Below are 12,889 nucleotides of genomic sequence, written 5' to 3' on the forward strand. Positions count from 1 at the left end.
TCAATCCGGGCGTTTGCCAAGTCGTCAACGGCCTCAACGGCTTAGTGCCGGACGGGGCGTTTCTGCAGCCAGATGACGACGCGAAAGACGATGTAGAGCAGCGCCACCGCCGCATGCGAGACCACGATCAGCGGCCGATGGCCAAAAAGCTCGGGAAACCCGGCATACATGACGGTCTCGGTGACCGCGCAGATGAACCAGATCACCGGGCCCCACGAGGCCAGCATCCACAACCCCGCCGCGGCAAAGGGGAAAAACACGGCGAGCATCACCGCCGCCACCTGCCAATGCACCGGCATCAGGTCGAAGCGCCACAGCGGGCCCGGATAGAAGCCGATCAGCTTGATCCAGTACAGGATGCCGAACAGCAGGCAGTAGCCTGATATGACGCGCTGGAACCAGGCGAAGATCACCTCGACCGTCGAGGGCTGCAGGACGACGCGTCTCGACGTCACCTCGTTCATAGCGGGAGTTCCCGTTCGCCGAGCGGGGCGAAATAGGCCTCGACATCCGCCTCGCCGACCGCATCGAGCGTTGCCGGCCGCCATTGCGGCTTCGATCCCTTGTCGATGATGGCGGTGCGGATGCCTTCGTAGAAATCGTGGCCGGCAAGCATGCGGTTGAGGATGCGGAACTCCATCTTCATGCACTCGTCCATCGACAAGGTCTGCCCGGCGCTGATCTGCCGCCAGGCGACGCGAAGGCTGGTGGGCGAGCGCGTGCGCATCGTCGCCAGCGTCTTTGCCGCGAATTCGTCGGTGCCCGCCGCGCGGTCCAGGCTATCGATGATATCCTGCAGCGACGGTTGGGCGAAATGGCGGGAGATCGCTTCCAGCGTCGGCCTGTCGGTCTCCCGCTTTGCCGGGACGAAGAAACCGCGCAGCACCGATTCCGGATCGCCGGTAAGCACCAGCCGATCGAGAAAGCTGGCCTGGTCCTCGGCCTTGATGGTGTGGGTGGCCAGCCCCGACCACAGCGCATCGCCATGGCGGATGCGGTTGCCGGTCAGGGCCAGATACATGCCGAACGAGCCGCCAAGGTCGGGCAACAGATGGCTGGCGCCGACATCCGGGAAAAAGCCGATGCCGACCTCCGGCATGGCGAACTGGGCATTCTCGGTCATCACCCGGTGCGAGCCGTGAAAGGAAACGCCGACGCCGCCGCCCATGACGATGCCGTCGATGAGCGCCACATAGGGTTTCTTGAAGCTGTTGATGCGGGCGTTGAGCCTATACTCGTCGGCGAAGAACTCGACCGGCAGCTTTCCAGCCCGGCCGGCTTCATAAATGTGCAGGATGTCGCCTCCAGCCGAAAACGCCCTGCCCTCGGCCTTGACCAGGACGACGTCCACGCCGTCGTCGCGCTCCCAGGCATGCAGGGCCTTGCCCAGCGCCCTGACCATGCGATGGGTGACGGCATTGAGCGCCTGCGGTCGCGTCAGCGTGACGACACCGGCCCTGCCCAAGCGCTCGAAGCGAATTTCGTCGCCTCCATCAAAATCCATCGCCAGAGAATCCCTCCCCCGCGCCTGCGGGACTGAAGTGCTAAAGGCGGCGCATGGGTGCGTCAATGGCAGCAGTCTCCGCGCCGTGGTCTTGGCGACCGGCGGCGGGCGGTGCTACGAAGATCGCCGCCGTTGCAAGCGACGCGCCGATATCGCGCACAGACGGCGTCGGGGAACAGCTGGCCATGCCCGGATTTCTTCGTGCCGTGCTTTTGACGATCGGGGTCATGATCGCTGGCCTGGCGCCTCGTGCCGCATTGGCCATCACGACCGACGATCTCTACCAGTCGCGGACCATCGTCACCGGCCAGGGCGAGGTGAACCGCCGGATAGGCTTCAAGGATTGCCTGGACCGGGTTCTGGTCAGGGTTTCAGGCGATCAACGCCTGCTGGAGAAACCCGAAATGGCGGCTCTGCGCGACAAGGCAGGCGATTTTGTCGACTCCTTCCGCTACCATGACCGGCTGGAGGGCATTCCGATCCATGACGAGCAAGGCACGCATGACCGGCCGCATGATCTGACCTGTCTCTACAAGCCCGCCACGGTCAACAAGCTGCTCGCGCAGCTTGGCAGCAAGCCCTGGCTTGGCGAACGGCCAACGCTCGCCGTCTTTCTCACCGTCGAACAGGGCGCGAGGCATTTCGCGCTCAGCGCCGAGGAGGAGCGTGGCAAGACGATGCGCGAGTCTTTCGCCAATGCCACCGATCCGCTGTTGATGCATGTCGTATTTCCGAAGGCGGTACAGCTGGCCGAGCTGGGCGAAAAAGGGCTGCGCACCGACGACATGGCAAGGCTGGATCTGCTGGCCAAACAGGCCGGTGGCGCGCAAGCGCTCGCCGGCAGCATCGTCTGGAGCGACAAGAATCTCGGGTGGATCGCCGATTGGCGCCTGGCCGATCACGGCAAGACCTATCGCTGGCGGGTGCGTGGCGTCAGCTTCGACGAGGCGTTCCGCGTGGCAATTGGCGGCGCCGCGCAGGTTCTTTCGGGTAATGGGCAGCCCTGACCGGATAGATATGGCGGGACGCGCCCATCTCGGCTTTACCGAGCATCTGCCCACAAGGCGGAGATTGGCGGCTTCGGCCTGGCACAATCGTGTCGCATTGGTCAGCGGCAAGGGCTCGTGATAAAACCTGCTGATCCGGAGTATTGGCCATGAACAAATTCACCCCGACAAAGCCAGCCGGCGCGCGCAGCGTCGACGACGTGACCGGCAGCCGCCGCCTGCGCCGCATGCGCAAGGCCGACTGGTCGCGCCGCCTGGTCCAGGAGAACCGGCTTTCGGTCGACGACCTGATCTGGCCGATCTTCGTTGTCGAGGGCAGGAATGTGCGCGAGCCGATCGCCGCCATGCCTGGCGTCTTCCGCCTGTCGGTCGATCTTGCCATCAAGGAGGCCGAACGCGCGGCCAGGCTCGGAATTCCGGCACTCGCCACCTTCCCCAATGTCGAACTGGCCTTGCGCGACCAGACCGGCTCGCACATTCTCGACCCGGAAAACATCATCAACCGCGCCACTCGCGCGATCAAGGACGCGGTGCCCGGGATCGGCATCATCACCGACGCGGCGCTCGACCCGTTCACCAGCCACGGCCATGACGGCATCCTGCGCGACGGCATCATCGTCAACGACGAAACGGTCGAACAGGTCGCGGCGGCGGCCGTCATCCAGGCAGCGGCCGGCGCCGACATCATCGCGCCATCCGACATGATGGACGGCCGGATCGGCGCCATACGCGACGCGCTCGACGCCAACGGTTTTCAGGACGTCGCGATCATGTCCTATGCGACGAAGTTCGCCTCGGCCTTCTACGGCCCCTATCGCGAGGCCGTCGGCACCGCAGGCCTGCTCAAGGGCGACAAGAAGACCTATTACATCGACCACGCCAATTCGGATGAGGCGGTGCGCGAGGCCGAGCAGGACATCGCCGAGGGCGCGGACATGCTGATGGTCAAGCCCGGCCTGCCCTATCTCGACATCATCCGCCGGCTCAAGGACGAATTCCAGATGCCGACCTTCGCCTACCAGGTGTCGGGCGAATATTCGATGATCAAGGCGGCGGGCGCCAATGGCTGGATCGACGGCGAGAAGGCGATGCTGGAATCGCTGCTCGCCTTCAAGCGCGCCGGCTGCGACGGCATCTTGACCTATTTCGCGCCCGAAGTGGCCGAAATGCTGAAGGGGTAGTCCGGCCTGGCCGGCAAAGCCTTTCAGTAGACGTCACCAATCTTTCGACCGGTCGGCATTTCTTTCGAATTCTCGCAGACAAAAACCGGCAGCCCCGGCTATGATAGCCGCACGGCCGGAGACGGCCGGCAGCCCGCACGTCGCCAGGAGGCATGGCGAACGCCTCCAGGATACGTCCTGACCCGCTTCACCCGTCGGGCGATCGGCGGCCGTCCCAGCGGCCGGTTGTGATCCGAATCGATCGTCACGAAACGATAGGGACATCGCTTGGAGGCGAGATCCGGGTATGTGTCTTTTTCCCCTTAGAAAATAGCGCTTGCAATTTGCAATTGGTTTGCTAAACAACAACCGATTGCAAAACGCAACTGGTTATCGAGGAGGCTTTCATGTCCATGCTGCGTGTCAACGCATTCACCCTATCGCTCGACGGCTATGGCGCCGGCCCCGATCAGGATCTGCAAAATCCGCTCGGCATCGGCGGGGAATCCTTGCACAAGTGGTTTATCGACACCCGCACCTTCCGTGAGATGGTGCTCGGGCAAGAGGGCGGCACCACCGATATCAACGAGGCGTTCGCGGCGCGCAGTTTCGAAAATGTCGGCGCCTGGATCCTCGGCCGCAACATGTTCGGGCCGATCCGCGGCGAATGGCCTGACGACAGCTGGAAGGGCTGGTGGGGCGACAACCCGCCCTACCATGTGCCGGTGTTCGTGCTGACGCACCACGCGCGGGCACCCATCACGATGGAAGGCGGCACGACCTTTTATTTTGTGACCGACGGCATCCATTCGGCGCTCGAGCAGGCGAAGGCCGCGGCGGGCGGCAAGGATGTGCGGATCGGCGGCGGGGTCGCCACCATCCGGCAATATCTGCAGGAGAGCTTGATCGACCAGATGCATCTGGCAATCTCGCCGGTGTTGCTTGGCAAGGGCGAGCACCTCTTCGCCGGCCTGGATATGTTGAGGCTTGGCTATCAATGCACCGAGCAGGTGGCGACGGCGCTTGCCACGCATGTGGTGATCAAGCGGGCGTAGTTACAGCGCTTTCTCCCCGCCAGCGGCAATTTCATCAGAACAGGTTTGGCTGCGCAACGCCAACGATCGAAGTCAGCGCCGCCCCTCATCCGCCCTTCGGGCACCTTCTCCCCGTGAAACGGGGAGAAGGAAAAGGTGCTCAATACTTCTCCGGCACGTAGAGCTCGCGCGGCAGCGTCTGGCGCTCGTATTCTGGGTTGAAGACGCGTTCCGGCAGCGTGATCTCCTCGTGCGGCACCTCTTCATACGGCATCTGCTTGAGCAGATGATCGATGCAGTTCAGCCGCGCCCGCTTTTTGTCATTGCCCTCGACGATGAACCAGGGCGCCTCGGGAATGTTGGTGCGGGCGAAGGTCTCTTCCTTGGCCTTGGTGTACTGCTCCCAGCGCACGCGCGACTGCAGATCCATCGGCGACAGTTTCCACTGCTTCATCGGGTCATGGATGCGCATCAGGAAGCGCATCTGCTGCTCCTCGTCGGTGATCGAGAACCAGTATTTGACCACGGTGATGCCGGAGCGCACCAGCATCCGCTCGAACTCGGGAACGTCGCGGAAGAATTCCTCGACCTGGCCGGCATCGGCAAAGCCCATCACCCGCTCGACGCCGGAGCGGTTGTACCAGGAGCGGTCGAACAGCACGATCTCGCCGCCCGCCGGCAGATGCGGGACATAGCGCTGGAAATACCATTGCGACTTCTCGCGCTCGGTCGGCGCCGGCAGCGCCACGACACGGCAGATGCGCGGGTTGAGCCGCTGGGTTATGCGCTTGATGACGCCACCCTTGCCCGCGGAGTCACGGCCCTCGAAAATCACCACCAGCTTCTTCTTATAATAGGCGACCCAGGACTGCAGCTTGATCAGTTCGGACTGCAAGGTGATCAGGTCGCGAAAATATTGCATGCGGTCGATCGAAGGCGGATGCGCGTTCTTGTAGATCTTGGCGATCTCCATCGACAGCGCCGGCTCCGACATTTCGAGCTCATAGTCTTCGTCGAGCGTGTCGGCGAGCTCGGCTTCGAGCCAATCCTTGGCGGGAGAATTCTGTCTTTGCTCAGTCATTTGCACTGCTCCGCTTGCAAGCCCTGTCGGTTCCCATACGGCGCCCCAAATTGCTGGCTAGCGGCCTGGAAGGGAAACACCTGAGCCGACTTCAATATAGAGCGGCAGTGACGGTTTTATTGCAGCCGGACGCTATAGCGGCCGCAGCGGTGTCCGCCATGTCCAATCGATCCATCGCCATGGCATGGCGACAAGCCGGCCGAATTGTCTTACAAATCCTCTGTCGCATTCCGGGCTGCCCTTTGGCCCCGCCCCCATTTAACGCAATCGCGAGGACTGACATGGAATACCGCATCCTTGGCCGTTCCGGCCTGAAGGTTTCGACACTGACTTTGGGCACCATGACCTTCGGCGGCACCGGGCCCTTCGCCGCGGTCGGCAACAGCGATCTTGGCGAAGCCAAGCGCATGATCGACATGTGCATCGATGCCGGCATCAATCTCATCGACACGGCCAATGTCTACTCCAACGGCCTGTCGGAGGAGATCATCGGCGAGGCACTCGGCGGCAAGCGCAGGAACGACGTGCTGATTGCCTCCAAGGCGCGCATGCGGATCGGCAGTGGACCGAACGACGAAGGCCTGTCGCGCCACCACCTGATTCGCGAATGCGAGAAGAGCCTGAAGCGGCTGAAGACCGATGTCATCGACATCTATTTCGTCCACCAGTGGGACGGGCTTACCCCGGTCGAGGAAACGGTCGCGGCGCTCGACACTTTGGTCAACCAGGGCAAGGTGCGCTATATCGGCTGCTCCAACTGGTCCGGCTGGCAGGTGATGAAGGCGCTGTCCGTCAGCGACAGCCGTCACCAGCAGCGCTTCGTCACCCAGCAAATCCACTACACGCTGGAGGCACGCGAGGCGGAATATGAACTGCTGCCGATCTCGGTCGACCAGGGGCTGGGCGTGCTGGTCTGGAGCCCGCTCGCCGGCGGCCTGCTGTCCGGCAAATACCACCGCGACAGCCCGACCGCACGGCAACTCGCCGGCTGGTCCGAGCCGCCGATCCGCGACGAGGACCGGCTCTGGCGGATCGTCGATGTGCTGGTCGAGATCGGCAAGGCTCGCGGCGTATCGGCCGCGCAGGTGGCGCTGGCCTGGCTACTCGGCCGTCCCGCTGTCTCCTCGCTGGTGATCGGCGCCCGCAACGATGCCCAGCTCAAGGACAATCTCGCGGCCGCAAGCCTGGCGCTCAGCCCTGAGGAACGCCAGCGCCTCGACGCGGTCAGCCGGCCGCCCGTGCTCTACCCCTATTGGCACCAGCAATTGACGGCCAAGGATCGCTTCGGCCCTGCCGACACGGTTCTCGACCGCAGCGTCATCTGACCATCAGGCGGAGGCGCGCTTGCCCTCGATGAAGCGCCAGAGCTCGGGATCGGGCTCGATCTGGCCGCTGAGCACGAAGTATTTGTAGAGCACGAGCAGGGAGATCGCCTGCTCGTCTCGCTCATTGGAGAATTTCCGGCAATAGGCATTGGCCGCGGCAATGATGCGCTCTGCCTGCGCCGGATGTCGTTCGAAATGGCGCACCTTTTCGTCGAGATCGGCGAAATCCGGATCGAGCGGCACATAGTGGACATTGGCCTCGAGCTGGCGCTCCGCGAACCATGTCTCGTATGTCGGCGGCGGCATCAGGCAAAGCGACTTCGAGCTCAAGATCCATTTGAGGTTGGTCGCCACGTCATTGCCCTCGAGCGAGACGATGTAGCGGTAGCGCTGGTGCTGGCTGATGCTGAGAAAGGGCTTGGCGTATTCGGCCGGTGCGTTCGGCTTGTGCGAGCCGGCATCGCAGAATGGCAGGTCGCGCACCGCTTGCAGAAACCGTGTCCTGATCGGATTGTTGAGATCACCGCGCCAGACCACCATAGGCAACTTGTCGGCGAACGAGATGGTGTCAGCCGGCATCTGGAAGTGACGGAATTTGTCGAGCTTCATGATGACCGCGTTCTGGTCGTCATCACGAATCGGCCTATCCTTGACGATCGTCGGCACCTTCGGCACGTCCCTGACGTCGCCGAATTCGACGTCGATGAGCAATCCGGGATCGAAATAGCGGGCGAATTCCTTCAGGTCGTAATAGTACATGGTCGGCGTGAACGGCAGTTTGCTGATGCGCACCGCATTGGCGCTTGGCGCGAAACCGTCCTGCAGCTTGTTGTAGTAGTTCAACCGCCGCCGCGCCGCCTCGTCGGAACGCATGGCCTGTTCTAGACGAATTGCCAGCCTGCGGCGGAACAGGGCTTGGGGAATGACATCGCGCACGACGTTTCGCGCATAGTAGAAAACCCGTGCCGACGTCCGCGCAATTGTAGCCATGATTCACTTGGTCAAAACAAACGGGCAGCACTCAAATACGCTGGCGCCCCGCGTTTCCTACATCATTATGGCGCCGATCTGGCAAGCCCCTCGATCTCCGGGGCCGCGCCCGTGCACTGTCGTTTCAGCTGTTGTGTTTGACGGCTAATGCTCCTAGGCAGGGTCGGAGCCGCAAGGCAGGTCAAAAGGAGCCGATATGGCACGAGCACCAAACTACGATCAGGAACGCAAGGAACGCGACCGGCAGAAGGCGGCGAAGAAAGCCGAAAAGCTGGCGGCCAAGGTTGCCGCGCGCGAACGTTCCAAGCCCGAGGCAGAGATCGAAAACGAAACGGCGGAATGACGGCAAAAGGCCCGCATATGCGGGCCTCGCGTCAATCCAGGCTGTGGTCCTGCGTCAGGCAGGAGCCTTGTCGCTGACAAAAACGTCCACTTCGCGCGCCGCGGCGATAAAGGCGCGCCGCGCGTTCATCGCCGGCTTGTCGCCGGCCAGTGCGTCGTGGCAGGCCTGCAGCGCCGCGCGATGCTTGGGACTGCGCTTGCCTGGCCAGCTGTTGAGTAGATATTCGGATGCCTCGCGGGCCGTTCGCAAGAGCTGGGTGCTTCCCGCCGTGACGGACTTGACGGTCACTGGTGTTTCAAATCGGTTGTTTTCCATCGCCGCTCTTACGCCATCGGCGTCCGTGAAGCGAGGCCGAAAGTGCGCTTGGCGCGAGGCGTCGCCTGTTTTTGCCGGCGAGCGCCCTGCCCCATAGCGGTGCTAAGCAGCGACGACGGCAAATCCCCTGGCGCGAAGGCCGCGCCGGTCGTTGGCGAGCGACGTCACCAGCCGGTCGCGGCTGCCGACGATGTGCGCAGAAAGCAGGCGGGCCGCTTCATCGGCATCGCCGAGGCGTGCCGCGGCCAGAATGGCGCGGTGTTCGGCCCAGGCGCGACCAAGGGCCGCTTCGTCACGCACTTCCAGCCAGCGAGCGCGCGACAGGCGCGTCATGGCATCGCGCACCGCCCTGAACAGAAATTCGTTGCCGGACAGGCGCGCCAGCTCGATGTGAAAATCCATGCCGACACGATGCCACTCCTCGCGCGGCGTATTGTCGTCGCAGGAATCGAGCATCGCCTCGATCACGTCGATGGTGCTGCTTTCGGCATGCGTGCATGTCAGCCGGACAGCCGCGACCTCGACTGCTTCGCGATAGACCGCGATCTGCTCGAGCTCGGCAAGGTTGATGGGCGATACCGTCCAGCCGCGGCCATCCCTGCCGACCAGCCCCTCGGTCTCCAGCCGCAGAAGTGCTGCCCTGACCGGCGTGCGCGAGGCGCCGAAGCGGCCTTCGATCCAACGCTCGGTCAATTTCTCGCCTGGACCGATCTCAAGCCCCAGGATCATCTCGCGCAACTGCCGTTCGACATTCTGCATCTGCGACATAGCGCTTCCTTGTTCCGAAGCCGCATTGACAGCAGCCGGGTTGGAGTTCATGACGGATACCAGTTTGGTATCCCAAAATGGTATCCGCAACAAGCGCTGATATCGGGCAGGCAGGACATGACACAGGAAGACACGCAACAGAGCGGCTACAACATCCACTGGCGGCGCAATCTCGCCGTCTGTTTCGGTGGCTCGTTCAGCACGCTCATCGCCATGACCCTGCTGTTGCCCTTCCTGCCGCTTTACGTCGAACAGCTCGGCGCGCAAGGCCATGCCGCCATCGTGCAATGGTCCGGCATCGCCTATGGCGCCACCTTCTTCGCCGCGGCCTTGGTCGCGCCCTTGTGGGGACGGCTGGGCGACCGCTACGGCCGCAAGGTGATGCTGGTGCGCGCCAGCTTCGGCATGGCGATCTGCATGTCGCTGACAGGCATGGTCGAGACGGTCTGGCAACTGGTGCTGCTGCGCCTGCTGATCGGCTTTGCCGGCGGCTATTCCTCGGGGTCGACCATATTGGTGGCCATGCAGACGCCCAAGGACCGTTCCGGCTGGGCGCTGGGCGTGCTGTCTGCGGGAATAACGGCGGGCTCGCTGGTCGGGCCCCTGCTTGGCGGTGCGCTGCCGCCAGTGATCGGCATTCGCGCCACCTTCCTTCTGTCCGGCGGCGTCATCTTCCTTGCCTTCCTGGCAACGACCTTCCTCATCAAGGAGACCCCGCGCCCGAAGCCGGTAAAGGCGGGATCTGGCGCCAGGCCGAAAAGCGGCTGGTCACGGATTCCAGACAAGCGCCCGGTCGTGGCCATGCTGATAACCGGTATGCTGCTGGCCCTCGCCAACATGTCGCTCGAGCCGATCATCACCGTCTATGTGCAGCAGCTCATCGAGGATCAGAGCCGGGTGACGATGGTCGCCGGCGTGGTGATGTCGGCGGCGGCGCTGGGCACCATCCTGTCGGCGTCCTGGCTCGGCAAGCTCGCTGACCGCGTCGGTCACTGGAACGTCGTCGTCGGGGCGCTGACCGTCTCGGCCCTGCTGCTGATACCGCAAGCCTTCGTCACCAATGGCTGGCAACTGATCGGCCTGCGCCTCCTGATGGGTCTGGCGCTCGGCGGCTTGCTGCCTTGCATCACCAGCGTCATCCGCCACAACATCCCGGACGGCGTCGGCGGCAATGTGCTTGGCCTGGCGATCTCGGCGCAGTATGTCGGGCAGGTTGCGGGACCATTGACCGGCGGCTTCGTCGGCGGTCATTTCGGCATGCGGGCGGTGTTTCTCGGCACATCGGCGCTGATGGCCGGCGGCGCCGTCTACAACTGGATCGTCCAGTCGCGGCGCATACGGCATATGGCGCTGGAAGCAAGTGAGTCCTGAGAGCGTTAGAGGGAGCTGGCCGACATGAATTCCGCCGAACCGAGCGCCAGCCGTCTCCTCGTGCTTGCCGGCGGTCTCTCCGGCGCGGCGGGCGTGGCGCTGTCGGCAGCGGCCGCGCACCGCGGCGGCGCCTTTACCGGCACGGCCGCGTCGTTCTTCTTGATGCACGCGCCTGTCTTCCTCGCCGTCGGCCTCATCGGCGCGAATCGCTGCCTGCGGATCGCGAGCCTCGTCCTGCTTGCCGGGCTCCTGCTTTTCGCGGGCGATCTCCTCGCCCGCGATTTCCTCGGATCGAGACTGTTTCCGATGTCGGCGCCAATCGGAGGCACCCTGCTCATCGCCGGCTGGCTGGGGATCGCGATCTCCGCCCTGGTGCGTCCGCGTTCCTGAGACCGACTACGCGGGTATCAATCCTTGGGACGTTCGATACGTACCCAAAGATCGCGATTGCGCGCGGCCGGCTTCGTCAGGCGCCGCACCCTCGGCCGCTCGGCGGCCGGGGCGATGCCCCAGTAGTTGCGATAGATGTCCTCGAACAAATGCTTGATGGGATGCATGGTTCTTCTCCCTTTGAATTGAATCGATCCAATCAGTGAGCAAAAAATGCGTCGGTTAGCTGCACTTGCGCTCCACAAGGAAGCGAAGATCGCGAATCCAAGGGCCGGTCCTGCCCCGGCGCCTGGAGCTGTTGGCGGATCCGATCCGCCAGCCGTTGCGGTAGATGTCTTGATAATTGACGGGATGCATGGCTACCTCCTCCTTGTCACTCAGCAGAGGCAAATCTGCAGTTTGGATCGATTCAAACATAGACTTCAAGGCATCTTCGGTCAAGCAAAATTTGAATCGATCCAACGAAAATGCTAGATGCAAATCCGGAACGTGCTAAATGCATGTCAGGAGGCACGCACAATGGCGTCACTCACCGCAGGCAATCGAAGACCCGTCCGGCTGGCCGACATCGCCAAGGCCGCCGGTGTTTCGCACGGCACCGCATCCAATGTCTTCAGCCGCCCGGAGATCGTGCGCGAGGAAGTCCGCGAAAGGGTAAAGGCGGCGGCCGAGGCGATGGGCTATGGCGGGCCGGATCCCAAGGGCCGCCTGTTGCGGGCGGGCAAGGTCAACGCCATCGGCGTTGCCACGGCCGAACCCCTCTCCTACTTCTTCGACGATCCCTTCGCGCGCGTCATGATGGCGAGCATCTCGCAGGCCTGCGACGCTACGGGAGCCGGCATCTCCCTGGTCTCGGCCGCCAACAATGAACAACTGGCCTGGAACATCCAGAGCGCCTTGGTCGACGGCTTCATCGTCTTCTGCATCGAAGGCGGCTCGCGCCTCGTGGAACTGGCACGCGAGCGCAAATTGCCCTTCGTGGCGCTCGACCTGGACTCCGAGGATGGGGCGGTTGCGGCGATCGGCGTCGACAACATCGCCGGCGCCAGCCTGGCGGCTCGCCATCTGACGGATCTCGGACATCGCCGCTTCGCCGTCCTGGCACTGCCTTTTGCCGACGGCAGGACAGGGCTCGTTTCACCCGAGCAGGTTCGATCCGCGACCTATGCGGGAACGCGCGACCGCCTCACCGGCTATCTCCAGGAACTCTCGCGGGTCGGCATCGACACATCCAAGGTGCCCGTCTACGAGACCGCCAACGATGCGGCCAGCACGAAAGCGGCGCTCGAAACCATCTTCGCCGTCAAGGAGCCGCCCACGGCCATCCTGGCGATGTCGGACAAGATAGCCCTGGTGACGCTCGAATGGCTGAGCGCACGCAAGCTCAACGTCCCAAACGATGTTTCCATCGTCGGGTTCGACGGTGTTCCGGAAGCCGCCATGTCGGAGCCGCCCTTGACCACGATCGCCCAGCCGATCGCCGAAATGGGCCGCCTTGCCGTCAAGGCGATCCTGGAGAGCGACGGCAAGGTCAGCCGGCAATTGCTGCCGGTCGAGCTGATCGTGCGCGCCTCGTCGGCTCCCCCGCGCGGCTGAAACGC

At 63.4% G+C, this 12,889-nt stretch carries 15 protein-coding genes; 8 read left to right on the forward strand and 7 right to left on the reverse strand.

Annotated elements, in window-relative coordinates; genetic code table 11:
- Positions 1-41: 41 nt before the first annotated feature.
- Positions 42-464 (reverse strand): DUF6163 family protein, encoded by a 423-nt coding sequence (locus tag FJV80_RS11135; RefSeq protein WP_095770445.1) that lies wholly within the window; start codon positions 462-464, stop codon positions 42-44.
- Entirely contained in the window at positions 461-1,504 is a 1,044-nt protein-coding gene (locus tag FJV80_RS11140) for an enoyl-CoA hydratase/isomerase family protein (RefSeq protein WP_142876373.1), read from the reverse strand. The genes FJV80_RS11135 and FJV80_RS11140 overlap by 4 nt, the downstream gene beginning before the upstream one ends.
- A 185-nt stretch (positions 1,505-1,689) precedes the next feature.
- Between FJV80_RS11140 and FJV80_RS11145 the strand changes: the two genes are divergently transcribed.
- The 3 genes from FJV80_RS11145 (at position 1,690) to FJV80_RS11155 (ending at position 4,726) form a co-directional block, all read left to right on the forward strand.
- Positions 1,690-2,511 (forward strand): DUF2066 domain-containing protein, encoded by an 822-nt coding sequence (locus tag FJV80_RS11145; protein WP_142876374.1) that lies wholly within the window; start codon positions 1,690-1,692, stop codon positions 2,509-2,511.
- A 149-nt stretch (positions 2,512-2,660) separates the two neighbouring features.
- Positions 2,661-3,692, forward strand: coding sequence for a porphobilinogen synthase (gene hemB / locus FJV80_RS11150; RefSeq protein ID WP_142876375.1), 1,032 nt, complete (start codon positions 2,661-2,663; stop codon positions 3,690-3,692).
- Between the two features lie 386 nt (positions 3,693-4,078).
- Positions 4,079-4,726 carry a dihydrofolate reductase family protein gene (locus FJV80_RS11155; protein ID WP_095791606.1) on the forward strand — a complete coding sequence of 216 codons (648 nt, stop codon included), beginning with the start codon at positions 4,079-4,081 and terminating at the stop codon, positions 4,724-4,726.
- A 139-nt stretch (positions 4,727-4,865) separates the two neighbouring features.
- Here FJV80_RS11155 and ppk2 read toward each other — a convergent pair whose 3' ends face one another.
- The gene (gene ppk2 / locus FJV80_RS11160; protein ID WP_142876376.1) at positions 4,866-5,786 is read right to left on the reverse strand and encodes a polyphosphate kinase 2; all 921 of its coding nucleotides are present in this window, start codon (positions 5,784-5,786) and stop codon (positions 4,866-4,868) included.
- A gap of 281 nt (positions 5,787-6,067) precedes the next feature.
- Here ppk2 and FJV80_RS11165 point away from each other — a divergent pair, with 281 nt between their 5' ends.
- Positions 6,068-7,111, forward strand: coding sequence for an aldo/keto reductase (locus FJV80_RS11165; RefSeq protein WP_095770449.1), 1,044 nt, complete (start codon positions 6,068-6,070; stop codon positions 7,109-7,111).
- 3 nt (positions 7,112-7,114) lie between these two features.
- Here the strand turns inward: FJV80_RS11165 and FJV80_RS11170 are convergent, their stop codons facing one another.
- The gene (locus FJV80_RS11170; RefSeq protein WP_142876377.1) at positions 7,115-8,101 is read right to left on the reverse strand and encodes a glycosyl transferase family 90; all 987 of its coding nucleotides are present in this window, start codon (positions 8,099-8,101) and stop codon (positions 7,115-7,117) included.
- Positions 8,102-8,297: 196 nt separating this feature from the next.
- Between FJV80_RS11170 and FJV80_RS11175 the strand changes: the two genes are divergently transcribed.
- Positions 8,298-8,444: a hypothetical protein gene (locus tag FJV80_RS11175; protein ID WP_019857598.1), complete on the forward strand. Its 147-nt coding sequence runs from the start codon at positions 8,298-8,300 to the stop codon at positions 8,442-8,444.
- 54 nt (positions 8,445-8,498) lie between these two features.
- Here FJV80_RS11175 and FJV80_RS11180 read toward each other — a convergent pair whose 3' ends face one another.
- Together FJV80_RS11180 and FJV80_RS11185 are read right to left on the reverse strand one after the other, a co-directional pair.
- The gene (locus tag FJV80_RS11180) at positions 8,499-8,759 is read right to left on the reverse strand and encodes a DUF982 domain-containing protein (protein WP_010915577.1); all 261 of its coding nucleotides are present in this window, start codon (positions 8,757-8,759) and stop codon (positions 8,499-8,501) included.
- Positions 8,760-8,861: 102 nt separating this feature from the next.
- Positions 8,862-9,527 carry a GntR family transcriptional regulator gene (locus FJV80_RS11185; RefSeq protein ID WP_095770451.1) on the reverse strand — a complete coding sequence of 222 codons (666 nt, stop codon included), beginning with the start codon at positions 9,525-9,527 and terminating at the stop codon, positions 8,862-8,864.
- Positions 9,528-9,644: 117 nt separating this feature from the next.
- Here FJV80_RS11185 and FJV80_RS11190 point away from each other — a divergent pair, with 117 nt between their 5' ends.
- Complete coding sequence (locus FJV80_RS11190) at positions 9,645-10,898, forward strand: multidrug efflux MFS transporter (RefSeq protein WP_142876378.1); 1,254 nt, start codon at positions 9,645-9,647, stop codon at positions 10,896-10,898.
- 24 nt (positions 10,899-10,922) lie between these two features.
- Positions 10,923-11,288, forward strand: coding sequence for a DUF423 domain-containing protein (locus FJV80_RS11195; protein ID WP_142876379.1), 366 nt, complete (start codon positions 10,923-10,925; stop codon positions 11,286-11,288).
- 17 nt (positions 11,289-11,305) lie between these two features.
- Here FJV80_RS11195 and FJV80_RS34500 read toward each other — a convergent pair whose 3' ends face one another.
- Entirely contained in the window at positions 11,306-11,455 is a 150-nt protein-coding gene (locus FJV80_RS34500) for a hypothetical protein (RefSeq protein WP_185975181.1), read from the reverse strand.
- 352 nt (positions 11,456-11,807) lie between these two features.
- Between FJV80_RS34500 and FJV80_RS11205 the strand changes: the two genes are divergently transcribed.
- Positions 11,808-12,884 (forward strand): substrate-binding domain-containing protein, encoded by a 1,077-nt coding sequence (locus FJV80_RS11205; protein ID WP_142876381.1) that lies wholly within the window; start codon positions 11,808-11,810, stop codon positions 12,882-12,884.
- Positions 12,885-12,889: the final 5 nt, after the last annotated feature.

This window comes from Mesorhizobium sp. WSM4310 (genome assembly GCF_007003935.1).
In the GTDB taxonomy this organism is placed as follows: Bacteria; Pseudomonadota; Alphaproteobacteria; order Rhizobiales; family Rhizobiaceae; genus Mesorhizobium.